The organism is Pseudomonas sp. Ors-4-3C (assembly GCF_055755035.1).
Genome location: NZ_CM146900.1, coordinates 4182120 through 4206700, shown reverse-complemented (window position 1 = coordinate 4206700; position 24581 = coordinate 4182120). Strand labels below are relative to the sequence as shown.

The 24581-nt window shown below is 60.6% G+C and carries 20 protein-coding genes; 9 read left to right on the top strand and 11 right to left on the bottom strand.

Going from position 1 to position 24581, the window contains the following annotated elements; all coding sequences use genetic code 11:
- Positions 1-57: 57 nt before the first annotated feature.
- Both ACVHNU_RS18915 and groL read left to right on the top strand, forming a co-directional pair.
- Complete coding sequence (locus ACVHNU_RS18915) at positions 58-351, top strand: co-chaperone GroES (RefSeq protein ID WP_003227685.1); 294 nt, start codon at positions 58-60, stop codon at positions 349-351.
- Between the two features lie 50 nt (positions 352-401).
- A complete protein-coding gene (gene groL / locus ACVHNU_RS18910; protein ID WP_003227683.1) occupies positions 402-2048 on the top strand; it encodes a chaperonin GroEL in 1647 nt (548 codons plus the stop codon).
- 259 nt (positions 2049-2307) lie between these two features.
- Here the strand turns inward: groL and ACVHNU_RS18905 are convergent, their stop codons facing one another.
- A complete protein-coding gene (locus ACVHNU_RS18905) occupies positions 2308-4257 on the bottom strand; it encodes an LTA synthase family protein (protein ID WP_473018056.1) in 1950 nt (649 codons plus the stop codon).
- A 202-nt stretch (positions 4258-4459) separates the two neighbouring features.
- On the opposite strand from ACVHNU_RS18905, the gene colR reads away from it, so the two are divergent.
- The 5 genes from colR (at position 4460) to ACVHNU_RS18880 (ending at position 8175) form a co-directional block, all read left to right on the top strand.
- Positions 4460-5143: a two-component system response regulator ColR gene (colR, locus tag ACVHNU_RS18900; protein ID WP_003227680.1), complete on the top strand. Its 684-nt coding sequence runs from the start codon at positions 4460-4462 to the stop codon at positions 5141-5143.
- A complete protein-coding gene (locus ACVHNU_RS18895) occupies positions 5133-6407 on the top strand; it encodes a sensor histidine kinase (RefSeq protein WP_103484877.1) in 1275 nt (424 codons plus the stop codon). The genes colR and ACVHNU_RS18895 overlap by 11 nt, the downstream gene beginning before the upstream one ends.
- A gap of 151 nt (positions 6408-6558) precedes the next feature.
- Positions 6559-7227 (top strand): class I SAM-dependent methyltransferase, encoded by a 669-nt coding sequence (locus ACVHNU_RS18890; protein WP_045122613.1) that lies wholly within the window; start codon positions 6559-6561, stop codon positions 7225-7227.
- A 4-nt stretch (positions 7228-7231) separates the two neighbouring features.
- Positions 7232-7945, top strand: a complete 714-nt coding sequence (locus ACVHNU_RS18885; RefSeq protein ID WP_003227675.1) for a lipopolysaccharide kinase InaA family protein — start codon at positions 7232-7234, stop codon at positions 7943-7945.
- Positions 7946-7947: 2 nt separating this feature from the next.
- On the top strand, positions 7948-8175 hold the full coding sequence (locus ACVHNU_RS18880; RefSeq protein WP_045122612.1) for a hypothetical protein: 228 nt from the start codon (positions 7948-7950) through the stop codon (positions 8173-8175).
- Positions 8176-8407: 232 nt separating this feature from the next.
- Here ACVHNU_RS18880 and ACVHNU_RS18875 read toward each other — a convergent pair whose 3' ends face one another.
- The 10 genes from ACVHNU_RS18875 to ACVHNU_RS18830 form a co-directional block, all read right to left on the bottom strand.
- The gene (locus ACVHNU_RS18875) at positions 8408-11434 is read right to left on the bottom strand and encodes a multidrug efflux RND transporter permease subunit (protein WP_473018055.1); all 3027 of its coding nucleotides are present in this window, start codon (positions 11432-11434) and stop codon (positions 8408-8410) included.
- A gap of 13 nt (positions 11435-11447) precedes the next feature.
- The gene (locus ACVHNU_RS18870) at positions 11448-12596 is read right to left on the bottom strand and encodes an efflux RND transporter periplasmic adaptor subunit (protein ID WP_103484874.1); all 1149 of its coding nucleotides are present in this window, start codon (positions 12594-12596) and stop codon (positions 11448-11450) included.
- Positions 12597-12819: 223 nt separating this feature from the next.
- Positions 12820-13920 carry a DUF1513 domain-containing protein gene (locus ACVHNU_RS18865; RefSeq protein WP_003227668.1) on the bottom strand — a complete coding sequence of 367 codons (1101 nt, stop codon included), beginning with the start codon at positions 13918-13920 and terminating at the stop codon, positions 12820-12822.
- Between the two features lie 14 nt (positions 13921-13934).
- Positions 13935-14999, bottom strand: a complete 1065-nt coding sequence (locus ACVHNU_RS18860) for an imelysin family protein (RefSeq protein ID WP_103484872.1) — start codon at positions 14997-14999, stop codon at positions 13935-13937.
- A 26-nt stretch (positions 15000-15025) separates the two neighbouring features.
- Positions 15026-16453 (bottom strand): di-heme oxidoreductase family protein, encoded by a 1428-nt coding sequence (locus tag ACVHNU_RS18855; RefSeq protein WP_473018054.1) that lies wholly within the window; start codon positions 16451-16453, stop codon positions 15026-15028.
- 278 nt (positions 16454-16731) lie between these two features.
- Positions 16732-18072, bottom strand: coding sequence for an imelysin family protein (locus ACVHNU_RS18850; RefSeq protein WP_103519881.1), 1341 nt, complete (start codon positions 18070-18072; stop codon positions 16732-16734).
- 228 nt (positions 18073-18300) lie between these two features.
- A complete protein-coding gene (locus ACVHNU_RS18845; RefSeq protein WP_003227662.1) occupies positions 18301-20352 on the bottom strand; it encodes a putative bifunctional diguanylate cyclase/phosphodiesterase in 2052 nt (683 codons plus the stop codon).
- 354 nt (positions 20353-20706) lie between these two features.
- Positions 20707-21303, bottom strand: a complete 597-nt coding sequence (locus tag ACVHNU_RS18840; RefSeq protein WP_003227660.1) for a superoxide dismutase — start codon at positions 21301-21303, stop codon at positions 20707-20709.
- Positions 21304-21479: 176 nt separating this feature from the next.
- Positions 21480-22082 (bottom strand): LysE/ArgO family amino acid transporter, encoded by a 603-nt coding sequence (locus ACVHNU_RS18835; RefSeq protein ID WP_103486325.1) that lies wholly within the window; start codon positions 22080-22082, stop codon positions 21480-21482.
- Positions 22083-22087: 5 nt separating this feature from the next.
- Positions 22088-22489: an ACT domain-containing protein gene (locus ACVHNU_RS18830; protein WP_226499492.1), complete on the bottom strand. Its 402-nt coding sequence runs from the start codon at positions 22487-22489 to the stop codon at positions 22088-22090.
- A gap of 96 nt (positions 22490-22585) precedes the next feature.
- Here ACVHNU_RS18830 and ACVHNU_RS18825 point away from each other — a divergent pair, with 96 nt between their 5' ends.
- The gene (locus tag ACVHNU_RS18825; protein ID WP_103486324.1) at positions 22586-23479 is read left to right on the top strand and encodes a LysR family transcriptional regulator ArgP; all 894 of its coding nucleotides are present in this window, start codon (positions 22586-22588) and stop codon (positions 23477-23479) included.
- Positions 23480-23532: 53 nt separating this feature from the next.
- Positions 23533-24525: an NAD-dependent epimerase/dehydratase family protein gene (locus ACVHNU_RS18820; protein ID WP_047296149.1), complete on the top strand. Its 993-nt coding sequence runs from the start codon at positions 23533-23535 to the stop codon at positions 24523-24525.
- Positions 24526-24581: the final 56 nt, after the last annotated feature.

Genomic DNA, 24581 nt, shown 5'->3' with positions numbered 1-24581 from the left:
GTTAAACCCGCCGGGACTACACCGGCCGATGAAAACCACAATTAGGAGAGATCGACAATGAAGCTTCGTCCTCTGCATGACCGCGTCGTCATCCGTCGCAGCGAAGAAGAAAAGAAAACCGCTGGCGGTATCGTCCTGCCAGGTTCGGCTGCTGAAAAAGCCAACCACGGTGTGATCGTCGCTGCAGGCCCAGGCAAGACTCTGGAAAACGGTGAAGTGCGTGCGCTGGCCGTTAAAGTCGGCGACAAGGTTGTGTTCGGTCCTTACTCCGGCAGCAACACTGTGAAAGTCGACGGCGAAGACCTGCTGGTAATGGCTGAGAACGAGATTCTCGCTGTACTGGAAGGCTGATTTCCCCGCTCATTTTCCCGTTACTACAAAGTATTTAAGGAATATCGATCATGGCTGCTAAAGAAGTTAAGTTCGGCGATGCCGCCCGCTCCAAGATGCTCAAAGGCGTCAACGTTCTGGCTGACGCGGTAAAAGCGACCCTGGGCCCGAAAGGCCGTAACGTGATCCTCGAGAAGAGCTTCGGCGCTCCGACCATCACCAAGGACGGCGTTTCCGTCGCCAAAGAAATCGAACTCGAAGATCGCTTCGAAAACATGGGCGCGCAGCTGGTCAAAGACGTTGCCTCCCGTGCCAACGATGACGCTGGTGACGGTACTACCACTGCGACCGTTCTGGCTCAGTCGATCGTCAACGAAGGCCTGAAAGCCGTCGCTGCCGGCATGAACCCAATGGACCTGAAGCGCGGTATCGACAAAGCGACCATCGCCATCGTCAAAGAGCTGAAAGCCCTGTCCAAGCCATGCGCTGACACCAAGGCTATCGCTCAGGTAGGCACCATCTCCGCCAACTCCGACAACTCCATCGGCGACATCATTGCCGAAGCCATGGAAAAAGTCGGTAAAGAAGGCGTGATCACCGTTGAAGAAGGCTCGGGCCTGGAAAACGAACTGTCGGTTGTAGAAGGCATGCAGTTCGACCGTGGCTACCTGTCCCCGTACTTCGTCAACAAGCCAGACACCATGGTTGCCGAGCTCGACGGCCCGCTGATCCTGCTGGTCGACAAGAAGATCTCGAACATCCGCGAAATGCTGCCAGTGCTGGAAGCCGTTGCCAAAGCCGGCCGTCCACTGCTGATCGTTGCCGAAGACGTTGAAGGCGAAGCCCTGGCGACTCTGGTAGTGAACAACATGCGTGGCATCGTCAAGGTTGCAGCCGTCAAGGCTCCAGGCTTCGGCGACCGTCGCAAGGCCATGCTGCAGGACATCGCCGTTCTGACCGGCGGTACCGTGATCTCCGAAGAGATCGGCCTGAGCCTGGAAAGCACCACCCTGGAGCACCTGGGTAACGCCAAGCGCGTGACCCTGTCCAAGGAAAACACCATCATCGTTGACGGTGCTGGCGTACAAGGCGACATCGAAGCCCGTATCACTCAGATCCGCGCCCAGGTTGCTGAAACTTCCTCGGACTACGACCGTGAAAAACTGCAAGAGCGTCTGGCCAAGCTGTCCGGCGGCGTTGCAGTGATCAAGGTTGGCGCTGGTTCCGAAGTTGAAATGAAAGAGAAGAAGGCCCGCGTTGAAGACGCCCTGCACGCGACCCGTGCAGCCGTTGAAGAAGGCGTGGTACCTGGCGGTGGCGTTGCGCTGATCCGTGCTCTGGAAGCCCTGACCGAACTGACCGGCGACAACGCTGACCAGAACGTTGGTATCGCTGTACTGCGTCGCGCTGTTGAAGCGCCGCTGCGCCAGATCGCTGCCAACTCCGGTGACGAGCCAAGCGTAGTCGTCAACGAAGTGAAGAACGGCAAAGGTAACTTCGGTTACAACGCTGCGACTGGCGAATACGGCGACATGATCGAAATGGGCATCCTGGACCCAACCAAGGTAACCCGTTCCGCTCTGCAAGCAGCCTCTTCGATTGGCGGTCTGATCCTGACCACCGAAGCTGCTGTCGCTAACGCTCCAGAGAAAGCGGCTCCTGCTGGCGGCGGTATGCCAGACATGGGCGGTATGGGTGGCATGGGCGGCATGATGTAAGCCAGCCTTACCCCTGCAACGAAAAACCCCGCCTGCGATGAGCAGGCGGGGTTTTTTATTGCCCGGATTCCAGGCTTCACACCATCCCCTGTGGGAGCGAGCCTGCTCGCGAAAGCCATCCAGCGTTCACTACAGCTGTGACGCATACACAGCATTCGCGAGCAGGCTCGCTCCCACATTGGGATCTGTGTTCCTGCGATAACCGGTCGTGCAAAAAAAAACGCCCCGGTGCATCAGCCCGGGGCGTTTCTATTGACGGTTACTGTTCGCTGACCTGAACAGTGCTGTCCTTCGCAGGCTTCCAGCTCAACAACTGCTGTTTGAAGCCATAACTGGCCGCCTGGTAATACGCAATTGCCCGGCTGACCAGCGGATCGTCGCTGGTAACTCGCGATTCACGGCTCTCGGTCAACGCATCATCATGCCGGCGCAGGCCCTGGCGCGGACTGAGGATCGCCAGATCCTTGCCATCGAACAGACCCAGATGCTGATAGTTGCCGACCACCACGCGCGGTGGCAGCGGGTTGTCCTGCAGCAGGTTGCGGCCAAAGAACGTCGAGGTGTAATCCATGTTCAGCAGGCCCAGCAGCGTCGGGGCCAGATCGATCTGGCTGGCCAGTTGTGCGCTCTCGCGAGCTTCGATCATTTTCGGCGCATAGATGAACAGCGGGATCTGATAGTTGCTGATCGGCAGGTCTTCTTTACCGGCGCTGCCCGCGGTGTGGTCGGCGACGAAAATGAAGATGGTGTTGTCGAACCACGGCTTCTGCCGCGCCTGCTCGAGGAATTGGCCGATGGCATAGTCGGTGTACTTCACCGCGCCATCGCGGCCGTTACCGGACTTGATGTCGATCCGGTTGTCCGGGTAGGTGTAAGGACGATGGTTGGACGTGGTCATCAGTTGCAGCAAAAACGGCTGTTGCTTGGCGTAGTCGGCGTCCGCCAGTTTCAATGTCTGACGATACAGATCCTCGTCGGCCATGCCCCAGGCATTCTTGAAGTGAATCTCGGCTTCATCGACGCTGCTCTGGTCGACGACGCGATAGCCGTTGCCGCTGAAGAACGCGTTCATGTTGTCGAAGTAGCCGCGTCCGCCATAGACGAACACGCTGTCGTAACCCACCGCGCTCAGTTGCTGGCCAAGGCTGGCGAAACCGCTTTCGCGGCCGATGCGCTTGACGATCGAGCGGCCCGGCGTCGGCGGGATGGCCAGGGTGATCGCTTCCAGACCACGGTCGGTGCGGGTACCGGTGGCGTAGAAGTTATTGAAGTACAGGCTCTGCTTGCGCAAGGCGTCGAGGTTGGGCGTCAGGTTGCGACCGTCGCCATTGCTGCCCAGGTACTTGGCGCTCAGGCTTTCGATGGTCACCAGCACAATGTTCGGCTTGCGCGGGGTGCCCGGGTTGTCGATCACCCGGCGGATGTCCTGCGGGTCCTTGCCGATGAAGCGCGCGTCGCTTTCACTCAGCTCGGCGCGGATCTGGCTGGCGACTTTTTCCGCCTGCAGGCTCTTGTAGAACTGGGTGTAGTCCAGTTCATTGTTACGGAACGCGGCGAAGAACTGATACGGGCCGTTGCTGGCCAGTTCGTTCTGATAGGCGTTGCCGCCCTGGGCACGCGGGGCGTCCTGGCTGAGCAGTTGCAGGCTCAGGCCCGCGACGATCAACAGGCCCAATGCGCTGAGCAGACGCCCGCGCAGCGCTGGCAACGGGGCATTCATGGCGGCATTGAACGGCTTGCGCAGGGCAAAACTGATCACCACGGCCAGCACCGCGAGGAGGCTCAGCAGTTTGCCGATCGGGTATGACTCGAGGACGTTGTTCAACACTTCGTCGGAATACACCAGGTAATCGACGGCGATGAAGTTGAAACGCACGCCGAACTCGTCCCAGAACAGCCATTCGGCCACCGCCACGAACAGCATGGCGAACAGGCTGATGGTCAGCAGGGCGCGCAGGAACCCGCGATGCCCACGACGACGCCACAGGCCCGGCGGGCAGAGCAGCAGGTACAAGCCCATCGGCAGGGCGGCGTAGGCGAGAAACCCCAGGTCATAAAGCGCGCCTATGCCGAATGCGGAAAGGGCAAAACCGCCAGCCTCATCCAGGTGAGTCAGCAGCAGTACCGCTCGAGTCAGGAGAAAAATGACCAGCCAGGCGCCGGTGATCAACAGCAGAAAGCGCATGGGCGCCGTCTTGAAAGGGTCCATTGTCTAGTTTTCCTTATATCAATGGCGCGGGAGTTTCACGGCGCTACTGTAATCAGGTTGTGAACCGATAGTGAAAACTTTGTTAAGTAATTAATTTGGCTTGAAAAACCGATATCCATAAGGACCGGCCCTAGCCCTGAGCCGGCGTTGGCCTTAAGCTGCCGGGCCGAGACGGCCGTTACTGTGTGCGGAGGAGCTGCCCATGCGAATTTTATTGGTTGAAGACAACCGCGATATCCTGGCCAACCTGGCCGATTACCTGGGGCTCAAAGGCTATACCGTCGATTGCGCCCAGGACGGCTTGTCGGGCCTGCACCTGGCGGCCACCGAGCATTACGATCTGATCGTGCTCGACATCATGTTGCCCGGGATCGACGGCTATACCCTGTGCAAGCGCCTGCGTGAAGATGCCCGACGCGACACGCCGGTGATCATGCTCACCGCCCGCGATCAACTGGACGACCGCCTGCAGGGCTTCAAGTCCGGGGCCGACGATTATCTGGTCAAACCGTTTGCGCTGTCGGAACTGGCGGCACGCATCGAAGCGGTGATGCGTCGCACCCAGGGCGGCGGACGCCGTGCGCTGCAGGTCGGGGACCTGAGCTACGACCTCGACACGCTGGAAGTCACCCGCGATGGCAAGCTGCTCAAGCTCAACCCGGTCGGCCTGAAACTGCTGGCGGTATTGATGCAGAAGAGTCCGCACGTCCTGCGCCGGGAAATTCTTGAGGAAGCGCTGTGGGGCGATGACTGCCCGGACAGCGACAGCCTGCGCAGCCACGTCCACCAATTGCGTCAGGTGATCGACAAGCCATTCGCCAAACCGTTGCTGCAAACCGTGCACGGCGTGGGTTACCGCTTGGCCGAGGGGCGTGATGGAGTTTAAGCAAAGCCTTTCCCAGCGGATCATCATCGCCTTTGCGCTGATGAGTGCGCTGGTGGCCGGGGCCTTCGCCATGGGCATTGTGGCGACGGTGCACCTGGTGGAGGAGAAACTGATTTCGGCAGGGCTGGGCGGCGACCTGCAACGTCTGCTGCTGATGGACAACGTCTCGGACTGGAGCCATCGCCCCGAGCCCGATCAGTTGTTCTATTTCAGCGGCGGACCGGGTGATTTCGAACTGCCCAAGGATCTGCGCCACCTCGATGCGGGCTTCCACGAAGTGTTCCGCGAGCAGCTGTCGTATCACGCGATGGTCGAGATCGTCGACGGTCGTCGTTATGTCCTGCTGCAGGATCAGAGCGATTTCGAAGAGCGTGAACGCGTGCTGTTTGCCGTGGTGCTGGTGGGCTTTGTGCTCAGTCTGGCGCTGGCGGTGTTTCTCGGCTGGGTGTTGGCGCGCAAGGTCATGGCGCCGGTCGTGCGCCTGGCACGGCAAGTGCGCCACCGCGATCAACTGCTCGGTCTGGCGCCGCCGCTGGCACCGGACTATGCGGCTGACGAAGTCGGCGAGCTGGCCGTGGCGTTCGATGCCACGCTCGGGCGTCTGCGTCAGGCGCTGACGCGCGAGCGGCTGTTTACCAGCGACGTCAGTCACGAACTGCGCACCCCGTTGATGGTGCTGGCCAGTTCCTGCGAACTGCTGCTGGAAAACCCGGGACTGGATCAGCGCGGCCGCGCCCAGGTCGAGCGTATCGCCCGCGCCAGCGAAGAAATGCGCGAGCTGGTGCAGACCTTCCTGATGCTCGCCCGTGCCCAGCGCGAAGACGCCGGTTCCGCGCCGCAGCAGAATCTCAGCCAGGTGGCCGACGGCTTGTTGGGGATCTGGCGCGAACCGATCGAGTCGAAAGGGCTGCAGCTGATATTTGAACCGGGCAATCCGCCGGACACCCGTTTCAACGCGACCCTGCTCAGCGCCGTCATGGGTAACTTGCTGCGCAATGCCTGTCATTACACCGAGCACGGATTCATCCGCCTGACGCTCAACGACAACGGCTTCGTCGTCGAAGACTCGGGCGTCGGCATTCCCGAGGAAAAACGTGAAGCCATGTTCCAGCCATTCGTGCGCGGCAATGAGAAGCGTGGCGAAGGCCTGGGCCTGGGCTTGTCGCTGGTGCAGCGGATCTGTGAAAACCAGGGCTGGGAGGTGACGCTGAGCACCATGCAGCCCAATGGCTGTCGTTTCGAAGTCACGCTGGGACAGCGTTGACGGTCGCTGATGGCCCCGCGCTATTGCTTTCCCCGTGTAAAACCCTGTAATAGATTGCCGGTTTACCTGACGTAATTTTCACAAAGGGACGACCTGACGCTGACACGCCACTACCTATGGTAGGGGCATCAGTCATTCAGGAGTCCCGATGATGAGCAGTCCGATCAAGCTCGATTTTTCCGAAAAGTATGATGACCAGCATGCTCAAAAATATTTGCGCAAGCACCAGGACGGTCTCGGTCGTCGGTTGTCTCACTGGCGGGACGAGCAGTTGGCCCGCAAGGCGCTGACACTGGCCGGCGAACCGGGGTTGGTGCTTGATCTGCCCTGCGGTGCAGGACGCTTCTGGCCGTTGCTGGCGGAAAAACCCAATCGAGTGATCATTGGCGCGGACAATTCCGAGTCTATGATCAAGACTGCGATGCAGGCGCAACCGGCTGATGTGGTCAAACGGGTACAACCTTTGCACACGTCAGCGTTCGACATTGCCTTGCCTGATAACGCCGTCGACAGCATTTTCTGCATGCGTTTGTTGCATCACATCGGTGAAGCCGAACATCGGCGGACGATTTTGCGCGAATTCGAGCGCGTCACCCGTGACAGCGTGATCATTTCGTTGTGGGTGGACGGCAATTTCAAGTCCTGGAAACGCAAACGCGCCGAACAGCGGCGTGGGCAGGAAGGTTACCAGAATCGATTTGTGTTACCGGCTGTGACAGTGGAAAAGGAATTCGAAGCCGCAGGTTTTCGCATTCAGGAACAACTGGACTTTATTCCGCTCTATGCCATGTGGCGGGTTTACGTATTACGCAAGAGGTAACAGGATGGCGGTGCAAATAGCAGCAGAAACGGAAGTCGCTCCCCAGGATCGCTTCGACTACTACTGGAACCAGCGCGGTGAATGGGTGGAAGAACCCAATGTGCGCCGTGGCGGGGAAAGTGGTGTGCAACGAGTCGTGGGCCGTGACGGCCAGTTGTTATATGCCAAGCGCCAGACCGGACATATCTATCGCAGTTGGCTGCATCCTTTCGGCCGCCCGACAGTCTTGCGAGAGCTGGATGCCCTGACCGGCGTCAGCCGCCTCGGTGTACGCGTCCCGCAAATCGTGTTCTGCGGCGCGCAGCCCGATCCGCAACACAAGTGGCGTGCGCTGCTGGTGACCAAGTCGCTGGACGGTTTTGACGAACTCCAGAAATGGGAAGCCGGCGGCGGCCGTGCCCATTATGGGGAAGCCGTTTATGAGCGCGTCCTCAAAGACCTGGCCGAAAACCTTGCGCGCATGCACAAGGGGCGTTGGCAGCACAGCTGCATCTACATCAAACACGTTTTTGTACGAGTGACCGGTGAGCGCGATTCGGCTCAGGTCGAGGTGGCATTGATCGATCTGGAGAAATGCCGTCAGCGTCTGACCGCTTATCGCGCCGCCTCCCATGACATGAAGCAATTGCGTCGCCATTCGTCGTTCAGCGATACGGACTGGAAAAAACTCGTCTACTTTTATGAGACGGCGTTTGGCAGCGCTATCAAAGGTTTATAGCGATGAAACTCGAAATTGCACGAGGTTTGTTTCTGGTTGGGGCCTTGGCAGTTGCGTCATTGGCGGTGGCTGCCTGGGAGCAGCCCCGCATGCAGGTGATAAGTGCCACTACGAGTGATGCTCACTGCGCAGTACCACGGGTGGCGAAAGCCTCCGTGGCGACAAAACCTGACCATGATCTGTTGTTGTTCATGTTCGGACTTTCGCAAGGGATGAGGCCACAGAGTTGAACCGATTGAAGCCCAAATGAAAGGCCTCGCCGATGCGAGGCCTTTTTTATTGCGCGTGTTCCAGGGATCACACCATTTCCCTGTGGGATCGGCGATGGATGGCAGGTTTGTGGCTGGCCGCGATCAAGGGTGGGAGTGGGCTTGCTCACGAAGGGGCCGGCACATTCAGCATTGCTGTTGACTGACCTGACGCTTTCGCGAGCAAGCCCGCTCCCACAAGGGTAAATCGCTGTTATTTCGGATCGGGTTTCGCCAATAGGGTGTAGATGCATGGCAGCACAAACAGCGTAAACAGGGTGCCGATCGACATCCCTGTGGCAATCACCATCCCGATATCGAACCGGCTCACTGCGCCCGCACCGGTCGCCAGAATCAATGGCACCATGCCGAACACCATCGCCGCCGTGGTCATCAATACCGGGCGCAAACGAATCGCCGCGGCTTCCTCGACCGCTTCGCGCGCAGTCAGGCCTTTGTCCTTGCGCAACTGGTTGGCGAACTCAACGATCAGGATTCCGTGTTTGCTGATCAACCCGATCAGCGTCACCAGCCCGACCTGGGTGTAGATGTTCATGCTCGACCAGCCAAGGAACAGCGGAATCAGCGCACCGCAGATCGACAGCGGCACCGTCACCAGAATCACCAACGGATCACGGAAGCTCTCGAACTGCGCCGCCAGCACCAGGAAAATGATCGCCAGCGCCAGGGCGAAAGTTACCCACAGGGCGCTGCCTTCCTGCACGTACTGGCGTGAAGCGCCGCCATAGTCGAAGGAAAAACCGGCCGGTGCTTCTTCCCGTGCGATCTGCAGCACGGTGTCAATGGCCTCGCCCATGCTGACCAGCGGGAATCCGGAGATTTTCGCGGCGTTGAGTTGCTGGAACTGGTTGAGCTGGCGCGGTCGCGCCCGGTCGCTGACCTTGATCAGGGTCGACAGCGGCAGCAGCTCGCCCTGGGTATTCTTCACGTAGTAATTGTTCAGCCAGCCGGGGTTTTCACGGTACGGTCGCTCGACCTGGGCAATCACCTTGTAACTGCGGCCTTCGATGGTGAAACGGTTGATTTCCGCCTCGCCCAGCAGCGTCGCCAGGGTTCCGCCCAGATCCTGCATCGACACGCCCATCTGCGCGGCTTTGGCACGGTCGATATCGACCACCACTTCCGGTTTGTCGAACGCCAGATCGAGGTCGACGAAGGCGAATTTGCCCGACTCCATCGCGCGTTTCTTGATCCGGTCAGCCACTTGCAGCAGTACCTCGTAGTCATTGGCGGTATTGACCACGAATACGAACGGCAAGCCTTCACCGGTGCCGGGCAGGGACGGCAGGTTGAAGCCGAAAATCTGCAGGCCGGGGATACTCGCCAGTTTGCCTTGCACCTCGGGCAGGATCTGCATCTGGGTGCGGCTGCGCTCGTTCCAGGGCTTGAGCAGGAAGCCGCCGATGCCCGCTTGTACGCCGTTGTAGCCGTTGATCTGGAACGAGGAGTAGTACTCCGGAAACTCCTTGAAGATCTTGATGAACTCGTCGGTGTAAGTGCTCAGGTAATCGAGGTTGGTCGGCTGCGGGGCGTTGGCCATCATGAAAATGATGCCCTGATCCTCATCCGGCGCCAGTTCCGACTTGGTGAACTTGAGAAACACCGGGATCAGGCACAGCACGATCACGGCGAATACCAACACCACCGGCCGCGTATTCAGTGTGCCGTGGAGCATGCTTTGGTAGCGGCGCTTGAGTCTGTCGAAGATGCGGTCGAGACGGTGTGCCAGGCCACTGGGGTTTTCTTCGTGGCGCAACAGCAGGGCGCACATCATCGGCGACAGGGTCAGGGCAACGACCCCGGAAATCACCACGGCGCCGGCCAGGGTCAGGGCGAACTCCTTGAACAGCGCCCCGGTCAGTCCGGTGAGGAAGCCGATCGGTGCATACACCGCCGCCAGGGTGATGGTCATCGACACCACCGGCATGGCGATTTCCCGTGCGCCTTCCAGTGCAGCCTCCAGCGGCGTCTTGCCTTCCTCGATATGCCGGTGGATGTTCTCCACCACGACAATCGCGTCATCCACCACCAGACCGATCGCCAGCACCATCGCCAGCAGGGTCAGGAGGTTGATCGAGTAACCCATCATCTGCATGAAGAACATCACGCCGATCATCGACAGCGGGATGGTCACCACCGGGATCACCACCGAGCGCAACGCGCCGAGGAACAGGAACACCACCACGATCACGATCAGCACCGCTTCGAACAGGGTTTTCACCACTTCGTCGATCGAGGCCTGAATGAACTGGGTGGCGTCGTAGGCAATCTCGCTCTTGAGGTTGGGCGGCAACTGCGCTTCCAGCTCCGGCATCAGCTTGCGTACTTCCTTGATCACGTCCAGCGGGTTGGCCCCGGGCGTGGCCTTAATGCCGATGTACACCGAGGGCGTGCCGCCGAACGAACTGATCGAATCGTAGTTTTCCGCGCCCATCTCAACCCGCGCCACATCGCTGAGCAGCACGCGGCTGTCGCCATTGACCTTGAGTGGAATCGCCGCGAAGGCCTCGGCGGATTTCAGTTCGGTGTTGGCGTTGATGCTGGTGACCACGTACTCGCCCTTCACCTCGCCGGCGGCGGAGAGGAAGTTGTACTGGTGCACCGCGTTGGTCACGTCGCTGGCGCTGAGGCCGAAACCGGCGAGCTTCACCGGGTCGAGCCACAGGCGCATGGCGAAGACCTGATTGCCGAGAATCTCCGCTTCGGCCATGCCCGGCAGGGTCGCCAGTTTGGGCTGGATCACCCGCGACAGGTAGTCGGTGATCTGCGGGTTACTCAGTTCCTTGCTGAAGAAGCTGATGTACATCAGCGCCGAGGCGTCGGCCGATTCCTTGCTCAGCACCGGGTCTTCGGCGTCCTGTGGCAGCTTGTTCTTTACCTCGTTGGCCTTGGCCAGCAGTTCGGTGAACAAACGGTCGGTGTTGGAACCGATGCGCGCGTAGATCGAGATCACCGAGAAGTTCTGGCGACTGACCGAGGTCATGTAGTCGATGCCCTCGGCGCTGGCGAGGCTCTGCTGCATCGGTTGGGTGATGTAGCCCTGAATGGTCTCGGCGTTGGCCCCGGGGTAGGCGGTGGTCACCGTGATCAGGGCGTTTTCCATTTGCGGGTATTGGCGCAGCGGCAGCTTGCTCCAGGCCTGGAAACCCAGCAGCACAATCAGCAGGCTGACCACGGTGGCGAGCACCGGGCGGCGGATGAACGGATCGGTAAAAGCCATGGGGATTCCTTGATCAGTCGACGCGAGGCGGACTGTTCTGCTCGCCGAGGGTCTTGTCGTCGCTGATGGCAATGTGTGCGCCGTTGTCCAGTTTGATCTGGCCGGCGGTCACCACTTGTTCGCCGCTCTGCACGCCCTTGTTGATCATCACCAGGCCATCGCGGCGTTCACCGGTCTCGATGAAACGGCGCTCGGCGATCAGTACCGGCTGGCCCTTGTCGTCTTTGACCACGCTGCCGTCCTCGGCTTTCTGTTGCCCGACCACGTACAGCGAGTTGCCGTAGAGGGTGTAGGTGATCGCGCTTTCCGGCACGACGATGTGTTTCTGCGGGTCGGGCAGCAACACGTTGAGGCTGGCGAACATGCCCGGCAGCAACTTGCCGTCGGGGTTGGCCAGGGTCGCTCGCACCAGAATATTGCGCGTGCTGCTCTCGACGATCGGGTTGATCGCGCTGATGGCGCCGGGGAAGTTCTGCCCGGGATAGGCCGCGACGCCGATCTGCACCGGTTGACCGATGGCCAGTTTCGGCACCGATTGCTCCGGTACATAGAAGTCGGCGTAGAGGCTGCTCAGGTCCTGCAGGGTGGCGATTTTGGTGCCGCTGGCGAGGTAGTCGCCGACATCGACCTGACGGATGCCGATGGTGCCGCTGAATGGCGCGAGGATGCGTTTTTTCGCCAGCGAGGCGTTGAGCTGATTGACCGTGGCCTTGTTCTTTTGCAACACGGCGGAGAGCCGGTCGTATTCGCCCTTGGAGATCGCGCGACTGTCGACCAGTTGGCTGCCGCGGCCGAAATCCAGTTGCGCCAGACCGAGGTCGGCCTTGGCGGTTTCCAGCAGGGCGGTTTCGACCGCGCTGTCGAGTTGCAGCAACGGTTGCCCGGCCTTGACCTTCTGCCCGGATTCGAACTTGATCTCGGTGACCGTGCCGGCGACTTCCAGGCTCAGCTCGACGCCTTGCAGCGCCTTGAGCGTGCCGACGGTCGGCAGACGCATCTGCCACGGCTGTTCGGTGGCGCGGCCCACGGCAACGCTGATCGGCGGTTTCGGTTTGGCAAAGCCCTGGATCATGGTGTAGATCGAAAAGGCTTTGTACCCGCCCAATACCAGGACGACCAGCAAGACAACACCCAACATGATCAGCATGCGGCGACGCAGCATATTTCCAGTTCCTTGGATAAATCAGGTGAGACAGGCGGGAACATTACTCCGAGTGAGGTGGGTATTCCAACTGGCAGTTTTACAGGGGAGGGCGAACAAAAAAACTGTGGCGAGGGAGCTTGCTCCCGCTGGGGCGCGAAGCGGCCCCGCTGTTTTATCAAAAGCAGGGACTGCTACGCAGTCCAGCGGGAGCAAGCTCCCTCGCCACAGTTACCGCGTTGATTCAGGCCATCAAGTGCAGATGGTTATCCCAGAGCCCTGCCGGCAATTCCAGCGGCTTGGCCTGCAGTTGATCCTGGCGGCAATCGTAGTAACGGCAACGGCCCTGACCCGAGGTCACGACGAAACCGTCCTTCACCGCACCGACGCCGGCACAATCGGGCAGCGGCGCGTCGAGACGCACTTCGCCGCTGTCCAGGTCCCAGATAAAGAAGCGATTGCCACGCGGTGCAGTCAATGCCACCAGACGCAGTTCGCTGTGTACCGCAACGCTGGCGGTGTAGTGACCCATCGACTGCAACTGATGCTCCGGCACCGGGAACGCTACGAAGGGCTGGCCCGGACGCTTGATCGCCAACAGCTCGGAACGCTCATGCGAGGCGCCCATGAACTGCTGGCCGGCGACGATGGTGCCGTCGCTGGCGATGCCCAGGTGACGCACGCTGTTCATTTGCTGGGAAAGGGTTTCCTTGCTCAGCAGGGTGCCGTCGCGCTGCATCAGTACCAGGCTCGGTTCCATGGCATTGAGGTTCATGTCGACGCGGCTTTCGGCCTCGGTCCGAATCCCGCCGTTGGCCACCACCAGGGTTTCGCCATCGGGCATCCACGACACTTGATGCGGGCCGAGGCCATGGGTGGAAATCTCGCCGCTGTGCACCAGTCGCTCGCCTTCGAATTTGTACACCCCGAGCAGACCACGCCCCGGATCAGTGGTGTCGTTCTCGGTGGCGTACAGGTATTCGCCGTCCTTGTGCACCACGGCGTGACCGTAGAAATGCCGGTTCGGCTGCGAGGTCACGGTTTGCAGCAACGTCCCGTCGCGCAGATCGATCAGGTAGCTCTCGGTGCCGGGGCGGCGGGCGACGAACAGCGCGATCGGCAGCGTCGGGTGGTTGATGATGTCGTGGCAGCGCTGGCCGACTTCGGTGGCGAACACCCGAGTACCGTCCAGCCGATAACCGACGGCGTAATGCTTGCCGTCGGTGTCATCGCGCGCCGAGAGCAACAGCGGGCTCTGATCCTTGCGCTTGAACAGCGTCCAGCCGCCCAGTGTCACTGCTCCCAGCAGCAAACTACCTAAAGTCAGAGCCTGGCGTCGCAGCATGGCACTTGCCCTCATCAGTCACCGTCGTTGGCGTTGAAGCCCAGTTGGATGCCCAGCGCCTTGGCCAGTTCGCCTTCGTGCAGGCGATGGACGACGTTGAGGCTGTCGTAGAGATCGTTGAGTTGCTGACGACCGGCGTCGTCCTGCAGCATTTCGGTCAGCGAGCGCTGGGTGCTGTCAAACAGTTTCAGCGACGCGGCGTAGGCGGCGTCGATCTTGTCCGCCAACGGCTTCTGCTCGGCCGGCAACAGACCGCGCAGGCCTTTGTTGTCGACGCCTTCCCAGACGGTTTTGGCCGCGGCCAGACTGGCCTCCAGCGCGGTCAGCGACGACTGGCTGCGCCACGCATCAGCCTGGAACGGCTGCGGCACGCCCTTGCTCTGACGGCCCATCGGCGTACCGAGTTTTTTCTTCAGGGTGTCGAGTGCGGTGACCTGCACACGCAGCAGATCGGCGATCGCTTCGTGAGAGTCGGCGTAGCGCTGGTTAGGGAATTTGCTCATCTGCGCGAGCATGCCGTCGGTGTTGTTCCAGCTCTGCAGAATCTCTTCGGCCAGTTGCTTCTGACGCTCGCCGATGGCGATCAGCAGCGGGCAGTATTTGGCCTTCTGATCAGCGTTGGCGACGTCTGGCTTTTCGTCGAACAGGATGTATTCGTAAGCCGACAGACCTTGCACCACGACGCTGGATTTGGCCAGGGCGGCGGCGTCGATTTGCGGCTGGGCGACGACCAGTTGCTCGACCTGACGGCCGACGAGGTTCTTCTTGTCCGGCCAGAACTGTACCTGCCACGAACGGTTGCCCTCGGCCAATGGGCCGATCAGCAGCGGTTGCAGCTCGGCCCAGGCTTTCTGCGCGTGCAGGAAGTCGGCGCGGGCGGTTTCCAGGGTTTCCTTGCCCTGGCAGTAGGCGAGGGCGCTGACCGCCAGTTGCTTGTCGGCTTCGACCCAACGGGTGTAGGTCGGCAGGATCACCGATTTGGCGATGGCCGCCGACGTGACCGCTTGCGGATCCTGCGGCGAGCAGGCGCCGAGGGCGAGTGCGGCAAGGCTGGTGAACAACAACTTGGGACGGAACATGTCGGGCTCCCGATTCTTTTAAGTGTTTAAAGTGAGTTCAAGAACGCCAGCAGCGCGGCACGCTGCTCGGCGTTGAAAGACAAAACCTGTTGCTGCGCCTTCTGTGCTTCGCCGCCATGCCAGAGCACGGCTTCGAGCAGATTGCGGGCGCGGCCGTCATGCAAGAACTGGGTGTGGCCACTGACCGCCTGCGTCAGGCCGATGCCCCACAACGGCGGGGTGCGCCAGTCGCGGCCGGAGGCCTGGAATTCAGTGCGGTTGTCGGCCAGACCGTCGCCCATGTCGTGCAGCAGCAGATCGCTGTACGGGCGAATCACTTGATTGGCCAGTTCAGGTTCGGCCGCGTTGGCGGCGGTGGTGTATTTCGGCGTGTGGCAGGACTGGCAACCGGCCTGGAAAAACAGGTTCTTGCCGGCCAGCACTTGTTCGTCGCTGACGCCACGACGTGCCGGCACTGCGAGGTTGCGCGTGTAGAACAGCACCAGACGGAGGATGTTGTCACTGACTTCCGGCTCGCCGTCCGGACCATTGCCGTTGGGTGCCTGTTTGCACGCGGTTTGCGCGTCGGTGCAGTCATCGAAGGGCCTCAGGCTGGTCGTGAGGCCCATGTCTCCGGAGAACGCGTGGACATTCTGCTGATTGAGATTCGGTTGCCCGGCTTTCCAGCCGAAGCGACCCATGACGGTCTTTTGCTGCGCGTCATCCCAGACCCGATTCGCCCGACCATTAATGCCGTTGTTCTCTTTGGCTTGCGCGGCGGCGTTGGCGAGGATCGCTTCTTCAGGGATCGCCTCGAGCAGGCCGAGGCCGATCATCGGCGGCGCGACCCGGGCCGAGAAACGCGTGTCCGGGTGCATCGGGCCGTAGCCCAACTGACTGAATTGCAGAACCGGTTTGCGCAGCTCCACTTCGGTGCCGTCCTTGAAACGGATCGGCACCGGGGTGTACTCGATACGCACCTTGCCTTCGGGCGTGACCCCGGGCACGGCCATGTCCTGGAACTGGCCGCCGTAGACCGGCTCCGGCACCACGCCGACTTGCTCGATGACTTTGGCATAGGCCGGCGAATCGGGAATCGACAGACGCACCAGCATCGATACCGCGTTCGCCGCATCGGGGGCTGGCGGGTGTCCACGACCATCCTTGATGTGGCAGTTCTGGCAGGCGTTGGTGTTGAACAACGGGCCGAGGCCATCGCGGGCGGTGGTGGTCGACGGGGCGATTACCCACGGGCTGCGGAAGAAGCTGTTGCCGACGCTGAAGTCGACCCGGCGCGACGGCGGCAGGTTGGCCGAGGGCAGGGAGAAAGCGTTCTGATCGGTCTTGCGCACGGTCGCCGCCCCACCCGAACGCGCTTCACCGGGCTCAGCCTTGGTAAAACGCGGGGCGTCATCGCAGGCACTCAGGCCCAGGGCCAGAAACAGTGCGGACAAGCGAAGAAGCAGCGAGGGCATCAGACATCCTGCGGACGGGCGAAAACAAAGGCGCAAAGTCTAACAGGGCGAGTGAGTTTGAATAAGAGGAATTATCGTTTGCTTGATTTGCGGCAGTGATTTGGAAAAACGCAGTCCCCCTTGTGGGAGCGGGCTTGCTCGCGAAAGCGGTGGGTCAGACACAGATGAATTGACTGATACACCGCTTTCGCGAGCAAGCCCGCTCCCACAGGGTTTTGTGTATGGCAGGCATGAAAAAGGCGACCCGGAGGTCGCCTTTTTCAGTCGAGCGCGCGTGATCAGAACTCGTGATCAGCGTTGTCCGGGTTCAGGTCGCTGATGCCCAGCTTGCCGGCAGCGGCTTCGATCGAACCGGTCTGCTTGACCAGCGCAGCGATGGCATCACGCACAATCTGATTGCCAGCGGTGTTGCCGGCAGCGATCAACTGGTCGTAGTGCTCACCCTTGTTGGCGTGATCGACCATGACCTGGATCTTGGCTTCGGTAGCGGCCAGATCGGCTTTCAGCGCGTTGTCGGCAGCCGGGTCGGCCTTGGCCACCAGCGACGACAGGCTGGCACCGGTCATTTTGGTGCCGTCGGTGCGGGTGTATTCGCCCAGGTACACGTTACGAATGCCTTTGGCATCGTAGAAGTGCGAGTTGTGGGTGTTGTCGCTGAAGCAATCCTGTTCGTCTTCCGGGGAGTTGGCTTCCAGGGATACCTTCATGCGCTCGCCCGCCAGTTCACCCAGCGACAGACTGCCCATGCCGAACAGCATTTTGCGCAGGCCGGTTTCGGCAGGCTCGGCTTCCAGGGTGGCGCGGTAGTTGTCAGCCACGTTCGGCTTCCAGTTACCGACCATTTCTTCCAGATCGCTGACCAGCAGTTGGGTCACCGCTTTGAGGTACGCACGACGACGATCGTTGTGACCGCCGGTGGCGCCCGCGCCTTCCAGGTAGTCGGAAGCAGGACGGTTGCCGGCGCCCGGGCCGGTGCCGTTCAGATCCTGGCCCCAGAGCAGGAATTCGATCGCGTGGTAGCCGGTGGCGACGTTGGCTTCGGAACCGCCCAGCTCGTTCAGGCTGGCGAGTTTTTCCGGGGTGATGTCTTTGACATCGACCTTGTCTTCGCCGACCTGGATTTCAGTGTTGGCGATGATATTGGCGTTGGCACCCGGGTTACCCAGTGCGTGCTCGTAGGATTTGTCGACGTAGTCGATCAGGCCTTCGTCCAGAGGCCAGGCGTTCACCTGACCTTCCCAGTCGTCGATGATGGTGTTGCCGAAGCGGAATACTTCGCTCTGCAGGTACGGAACGCGTGCGGCGATCCACGCTTCACGGGCGGCTTTCAGCGTCTCGGCATTCGGCTTGGCGAGGAAGGCGTCTACGGCGGTCTGCAGGGTTTTCGCGGTGGATTCGGCATCGCTGTAGACGGCGAAGACCATGTCGGCGTAGTGCGCGACCACAGCCTTGGCGGCGGCTTCGTCGACTTTCCCGGCTGCGGCAGGAGCAGCGGCAGCGGTGCTGGCGGCTGGAGTCGGCGTGGCCGCAGCGGCAGCCTTGTCTTTGCCTTCGCCGCAACCGGCGAGGGAAATAGCGATGGCCAGCAGACTGGCGGTAGCCAGAGGCATACGAATCATGGCGAACATCCTGCTTCGGTAATTGAATGGACAGGGCGCGGGGGTGCGCAAAGCTGCGACATAATGCAAATCTTTCGCATTATGTGTAAAGGGCTGTGGCTGGAAATATTTCTTGTTTACGCCGGTGTGATGGCGCAGATCAAAAGATCGCAGCCTCGTTTCACTCGACAGCTCCTACAGGGGAATGCGATCCCTGTAGGAGCTGCCGCAGGCTGCGATCTTTTGACTTTATAAAATAGCCGCGTTGCTGCGCTGGGCTTGCTTGAGGTAGGCAGTCAGTTCCCGGGCAGGCAGCGGTTTGCTGTAGTGGTAACCCTGACCTTCGTGACAGCCTTCGGAGATGATGTAGGACTCTTGCTCGGCGGTTTCCACGCCTTCGGCAATCACCTGCATGCCCAGGCTTTTGCCCAGTTGGATGATCGCGCGAACGATGGTCGCATCGTCGTCGTCATCCAGCAGATCCTGAACGAAGCTCTTGTCGATCTTGATCTTGTCCAGCGGCAGGCTTTTCAGATAACTCAGCGATGAGTAGCCGGTGCCGAAGTCGTCGATGGCGATCAGCGCCCCGGAACGACGCAGGCTCAGCAGATGCTGAGCGGCAGTGCTGATGTCTTCCATCAGGCCGGTTTCGGTGACTTCCAGCTCCAGGCTGCGCGGCGGCAGGCGGTAGATCTGCAGCAGGTTGTTGACCACTCGCGGCAACTCGGCGTGGTGCAGTTGCACGGTGGACAGGTTGACCGCCATGCGCAGATCGACGAAGCCCTGATCGTGCCATTCGCGCAATTGTTTGCAGGCCTGATCCAGCACCCATTCGCCGATGGCGATGATCGTGCCGTTCTGCTCGGCCAGCGGGATGAACAGGTCCGGCGGCACCAGACCGTGCTCCGGGTGCTGCCAGCGAATCAGCGCTTCAACCCCGACCACGCGGTGATCGCGGTAGCTGATCTGCGGTTGATAGACGAGGTAGAACTGATCGCGAATCAGCGCGTCACGCAGGTCTTTTTCCAGTTCGCGGCGCCGACGCATCTCGCTGTCGACACTGGCGATGTAGAACTGATAACGGTTGCGCGAACGGGTCTTGGCCAGCGTCATGGTCTGCTCGGCCTTCTGCAACAGCTTCTCGGTGCTGTCGCCGTCCTCGGGGAACAGGGTGATGCCGATGGTTGCGCGCAGGCGGATTTCCTGATGGTCGAGGGCAAACGCCGCTTCCAGATCATCGAGGATGCTTTGCGCCAGCTCTGCCGCTTCGTAAGGTTGTTCGATATCGGCCTGCACCAGCGCAAACTGGTCGCCACCCAGACGGGCGAGGGCACCCAGGCGACCGCTATGGCCGCGCAGGCGGTCGGCCAGCGCCAGCAGCAACTGGTCGCCGGTCTGGTAGCTGAACTGCTCGTTGATCCCTTTGAAATCGTCCAGGCCCACGCACAACACCGCGACCCGGCGTTGCAGCTTGCCGGCGTCGACGAGAATCTTGTCCAGTTGCTGCTGCAATTGCTGGCGGTTCGGCAGACCGGTGAGGAAGTCGTACTGGGCCATGCGCAGCAGGCTGTTTTCCGCTTCGTGGCGCAGGTGCGTGTTGCGTTCGATGGATTCAAGCAACTGGTTGGCGGTGTTGATCCAGATGCCGAGTTCGTTCTTCTCGTTGCCCTTGATCTGCGGAATCTTGTGCTCGCTGGGGCGATCGGGATTGATTTCGGTCAGGTGCTCGATGATCCGCGACAGCGGCTTGGTCAGCAGCCAGTGATAGACCAGATACAGCACCAGGCCCATGGCCAGGGCGCGCAACACGCCGGAAATGAAAATGATCACCGAACTGACGATGAAACTCTCACCATAGGTGGCGGTGTCGAGGGTGATGCTCAGGTCGCCGTAATATTCGCTGTACGGGCCGCGGCCGACCAGTTGGGTGGTGAAGGTGCGTTCCTGACCGAGGATCAGATCGGTCAGCCAACGGCTGTTGGAGTGCTGCAACTCGCGGGATTTTTGCGCCAGCATGGCTTCGTTGGGATGGCCGATGGAGGCCTGGCGCACGGCGTCGTCCTGGAACAGGCCTTCGATCACCTGCATGCCCATTTCCCGGTCCAGGCTGTACACGGCCTGAGTGGAGGGATCACGGAACATGTCGAGGATGCGCTGCGCATCGCCGGCCACCGCCTGGCGGGTTTTATAGGCATCGAAAACGATCTGGGCGCAGCTCAAGACTACGCCGACGATCAATGCCGAAAGGAGCACGACCCGGAGCAACTTCACCGACAAGCTGTTCTTGAGTTCCAGCTTCAAAGGGTTATTCCTTGTTCCGTGCGGGTAGCGTCAAGTTGCCATGAGTATTGGCAATCCCGTGTTGGCAGTCAAAGGGACAATCAAGCCCCGGAACATTTGCCCGTGGCCTTGGCCGAAATGCTGCTGTCTGGAGTCTCAGCTCTATTTGTACTGTGTCGGTAGTTTCGGCCCTCAACTTGAGCGGTACGGAACAAATTTTCACTGATTTGATGGTAGCCCGCTACGGCGCGGCGGCAAGAGGTCGAAGGCTGCTTTCGTTGTGGGAAAACGGCCTGAGTGGGATTCGATGCGGTGCGGCTTTTTTCGGGCATAAAAAAACCCGGCCATAGCCGGGTTTTTTATCTGGCGCGCAGCTTAAGCGGTGAAGGTTTTGCCTTCGAACTGCTCAGCAACGAACTTCCAGTTGACCAGGTTCCAGAACGCTTCAACGTACTTCGGACGCAGGTTGCGGTAGTCGATGTAGTAAGCGTGTTCCCAGACGTCGCAGGTCAGCAGCGGGGTGTCGCCGCTGGTCAGCGGGTTGCCGGCGCCGATGGTGCTGGCCAGAGCCAGGGAACCGTCAGCCTTCTTCACCAGCCAGCCCCAGCCGGAACCGAAGGTGCCGATCGAGGTTTTGCTGAACTCTTCCTTGAACTTGTCGAACGAACCGAAAGCCGCGTTGATGGCTTCAGCCAGTGCGCCGGTTGGTTGACCGCCGGCGTTTGGCGCCAGGCAGTTCCAGTAGAAAGTGTGGTTCCAGACCTGAGCGGCGTTGTTGAAGATGCCGCCCGAGGAAGTCTTGACGATCTCTTCCAGGGTCTTGCCTTCGAACTCGGTGCCTGGCACCAGGTTGTTCAGGTTCACGACATAGGTGTTGTGGTGCTTGTCGTGGTGAAATTCCAGGGTTTCCTTGGAAATGTGCGGCTGCAGGGCATCGTGTGCGTAAGGCAGCGGCGGCAATTCGAAAGCCATGATGATTCTCCTAATCAGGTCTGTTGCGGTGAGCGCAAGGCCGATCACGGGCGGCCAGAAATGCACCGACGAGTTTTTACTCTTTGCGGCGCAGGGTTCGGATCATAGCACCGGGGTCAAGGCTTAACCACGCAACAACTGTGTGGGATAGAGGTTCCAGAGCTGTTTGGAATAAATCACTGCGCCAATATCAATTGCCCTGCGACTGTAAACATCATCAACGCCACCACCAGATCGAGAATCCGCCAGGTACTCGGCCTTGCCAGCCATGGTGCCAGCCATGCGGCACCGAGGGCGAGGGTGAAAAACCACAGCAGCGACGCACTCGCCGCGCCCACGACATAAGCCCCCGGCACCGACTGCTGCGCACCGAGCGAGCCGATCAGCAACACCGTGTCCAGATAAACGTGCGGATTGAGCAACGTCACTGCCAGCGCGCTGAGCATCACCGCGCGCAACGAGCGTACGGTGTGGTTTTCGCCCTGATCCAGACTCTGTTTCGAGAACGCCCGGCGCAGCGCCTGGCTGCCGTACCAGATCAGAAAGACGGCGCCGCCCCAGCGCGCCACTGCGAGCAATGTCGGGTTCTGCGCCAACACCGTGGCCAGGCCGAAAACCCCGGCCGCCACCAGCAGCGCATCGCACGCCACACACAACGCCGCCACCGGCAGGTGATGTTCGCGCCGCAGACTTTGAGCCAATACAAAAGCGTTCTGCGTGCCGATCGCCATGATCAACCCGAACGCCACCAGCAGGCCGTTCACATAGCTTTGCCACATAACGATTACTCCGCGTTGGCTGCGAGATCGCGCAGCACTTGCATGGCGCGTTCGGCGTCGGCCTGTCCGACAAACAAGTGGTCGTGGTAGTAACCGGCGATCACGTTGCAACTGATCCCGGCCTTGCCCAGTGCGCTGGCGAACGCAGCGGTGAGGCCGACCGCTTCCAGTGCCGAATGCACGTTGAGGGTGATCCACGCTGCGACATAATCGAAACTGAACCCGGCGTGTTCCGCCTGAGAGCGTTCGAGGATCACAGTCAGGCCTTCCTGTTCACGAAAGCTGCCGACAATCTCCAGACCGTTGGGCAACTGAGCGTCACGCAGGGTGCAGAACACGTATTCGCCGGCATTGAGCTGCGGGCTCATGCTGCGCAGCAACGTCGTGAGTGAGGTTTCGCCAGCCATTGCAGTGTTCCTTGATAAAGAGTGCTTGCTGGCTATTCTCCGGTCGAAAGCTGTATAAGAAAAACCAATAGTGCTGATCGCTCATTAGGAAAACTGATGTTCGACTATAAATTGCTTTCCGCGCTGGCCGCTGTGGTCGAGCAGGCCGGATTCGAACGCGCCGCGCAGGTGCTGGGCTTGTCGCAATCGGCGATTTCCCAGCGGATCAAACTGCTGGAAGCGCGGGTCGGCCAACCGGTGCTGGTACGCGGCACGCCGCCATCGCCGACCGAGATTGGCCGGCGGCTGCTCAACCATGTCCAGCAGGTGCGCCTGCTCGAGCGTGACTTGCAGACCCTGGTGCCGGCGCTCGACGAAGAAGGCCTGCCGGAGCGTTTGCGCATCGCCCTCAACGCCGACAGCCTCGCCACCTGGTGGGCCGAAGCCGTGGGCGATTTCTGCGCCGAGCAGCATTTATTGCTGGATCTGGTGGTGGAAGATCAGACCGTCGGCCTCAAGCGCATGCGTGCCGGAGAAGTCGCGGCGTGTGTCTGTGCCAGCGAACGCCCGGTGGCCGGTGCGCGCAGTGTGTTGCTCGGGGCGATGCGCTATCGGGCGCTGGCCAGTCCGGCGTTCATCGAACGGCATTTTCCCGATGGCGTGCGTGCCGAACAGTTGCCGCGTACCCCGGCGCTGGTGTTCGGGCCGGACGATTTCCTCCAGCATCGCTACCTTGCATCGCTCGGTGTCGACGGTGGTTTCGAGCACCACTTGTGCCCGTCATCCGAAGGTTTTGTGCGTCTGACCGAAGCCGGGTTCGGTTGGGGACTGGTGCCGGAACTGCAAGTGCGCGAGCAGTTGCAACGCGGGACTTTGCGCGAACTGTTGCCAGATAAACCGATCGATGTGCCGTTGTACTGGCATCATTGGCGCAATGGCGGTCAGTTGCTGGGCTTGCTGACCGAACAATTGCTACGTTCTTCACCACGATGGCTGGTGCCCTTGGGCTGACGGTCAGCGTCAAGACAGACGTATCAGGTAAACGAAAGACATCGGAGCGTTACATGAAAATTCTGGTCACCGGCGCAAGCGGCTTCATTGGCGGACGCTTTGCGCGTTTCGCCCTGGAGCAGGGCCTGGACGTGCGGGTCAACGGTCGCCGGGCCGAGAGCGTCGAGCATCTGGTGCGCCGTGGCGCCGAGTTTGTCCCGGGCGATCTCACCGATGCGGATCTGGTGCGCGAACTCTGCGCCGACGTCGAAGCCGTGGTGCACTGTGCCGGTGCCGTCGGCTTGTGGGGGCGTTATCAGGACTTTCATCAGGGCAACGTGCAGGTTACCGAAAACGTCGTCGAAGCCTGCCTCAAGCAGCGCGTGCGGCGGCTGGTGCATCTGTCGTCGCCGTCGATCTACTTCGATGGCCGCGATCACCTCGGCCTGACCGAAGAGCAAGTGCCCAAGCGCTTCAAGCATCACTACGCGGCGACCAAATACCTGGCCGAGCAAAAGGTCTTCGGCGCCCAGGAGTTCGGCCTCGAAACCATCGCCCTGCGCCCGCGTTTCGTCACCGGTGCCGGCGATATGAGCATCTTCCCGCGCCTGCTGAACATGCAGCGCAAGGGGCGTCTGGCGATCATCGGCGATGGCCTGAACAAGGTCGACTTCACCAGCGTGCAGAACCTCAACGAAGCGCTGCTCAGCAGTCTGCTGGCGGCCGGTTCCGCGTTGGGTAAGGCCTACAACATCAGCAATGGCGCGCCGGTGCCGTTGTGGGATGTGGTCAATTATGTGATGCGCAAAATGGAAGTGCCGCAGGTCACCAAATACCGCTCGTACGGTCTGGCCTACAGTGTCGCGGCGCTCAACGAAGGCGTGTGCAAACTCTGGCCGGGACGCCCGGAGCCGACCCTGTCGCGGCTGGGCATGCAGGTCATGAAGAAAAATTTCACCCTCGACATCAGTCGCGCCCGGCATTATCTGGACTACGATCCGAAAGTCAGCCTGTGGTCGGCCCTCGACGAGTTCTGTGGCTGGTGGAAAGCTCAGGATATCCGTTGATACAAGTCGCCCGGCCGGCAATGAACCGCACTGCCGCTTGAGGGTCAATCCCTGCG

Coding starts and splice junctions, on each gene's coding strand:
- ACVHNU_RS18855 (WP_473018054.1), bottom strand. CDS start 16,453: ATGCCCTCGCTGCTTCTTCGCTTGTCCGCACTGTTTCTGGCCCTGGGC.
- ACVHNU_RS18880 (WP_045122612.1), top strand. CDS start 7,948: ATGAAACTCGAAATTGCACGAGGTTTGTTTCTGGTTGGGGCCTTGGCA.
- colR (WP_003227680.1), top strand. CDS start 4,460: ATGCGAATTTTATTGGTTGAAGACAACCGCGATATCCTGGCCAACCTG.
- ACVHNU_RS18840 (WP_003227660.1), bottom strand. CDS start 21,303: ATGGCTTTCGAATTGCCGCCGCTGCCTTACGCACACGATGCCCTGCAG.
- ACVHNU_RS18835 (WP_103486325.1), bottom strand. CDS start 22,082: ATGTGGCAAAGCTATGTGAACGGCCTGCTGGTGGCGTTCGGGTTGATC.
- ACVHNU_RS18820 (WP_047296149.1), top strand. CDS start 23,533: ATGAAAATTCTGGTCACCGGCGCAAGCGGCTTCATTGGCGGACGCTTT.
- ACVHNU_RS18875 (WP_473018055.1), bottom strand. CDS start 11,434: ATGGCTTTTACCGATCCGTTCATCCGCCGCCCGGTGCTCGCCACCGTG.
- ACVHNU_RS18865 (WP_003227668.1), bottom strand. CDS start 13,920: ATGCTGCGACGCCAGGCTCTGACTTTAGGTAGTTTGCTGCTGGGAGCA.
- ACVHNU_RS18870 (WP_103484874.1), bottom strand. CDS start 12,596: ATGCTGCGTCGCCGCATGCTGATCATGTTGGGTGTTGTCTTGCTGGTC.
- ACVHNU_RS18890 (WP_045122613.1), top strand. CDS start 6,559: ATGAGCAGTCCGATCAAGCTCGATTTTTCCGAAAAGTATGATGACCAG.
- groL (WP_003227683.1), top strand. CDS start 402: ATGGCTGCTAAAGAAGTTAAGTTCGGCGATGCCGCCCGCTCCAAGATG.
- ACVHNU_RS18895 (WP_103484877.1), top strand. CDS start 5,133: ATGGAGTTTAAGCAAAGCCTTTCCCAGCGGATCATCATCGCCTTTGCG.
- ACVHNU_RS18850 (WP_103519881.1), bottom strand. CDS start 18,072: ATGATTCGTATGCCTCTGGCTACCGCCAGTCTGCTGGCCATCGCTATT.
- ACVHNU_RS18830 (WP_226499492.1), bottom strand. CDS start 22,489: ATGGCTGGCGAAACCTCACTCACGACGTTGCTGCGCAGCATGAGCCCG.
- ACVHNU_RS18860 (WP_103484872.1), bottom strand. CDS start 14,999: ATGTTCCGTCCCAAGTTGTTGTTCACCAGCCTTGCCGCACTCGCCCTC.
- ACVHNU_RS18915 (WP_003227685.1), top strand. CDS start 58: ATGAAGCTTCGTCCTCTGCATGACCGCGTCGTCATCCGTCGCAGCGAA.
- ACVHNU_RS18825 (WP_103486324.1), top strand. CDS start 22,586: ATGTTCGACTATAAATTGCTTTCCGCGCTGGCCGCTGTGGTCGAGCAG.
- ACVHNU_RS18885 (WP_003227675.1), top strand. CDS start 7,232: ATGGCGGTGCAAATAGCAGCAGAAACGGAAGTCGCTCCCCAGGATCGC.
- ACVHNU_RS18905 (WP_473018056.1), bottom strand. CDS start 4,257: ATGGACCCTTTCAAGACGGCGCCCATGCGCTTTCTGCTGTTGATCACC.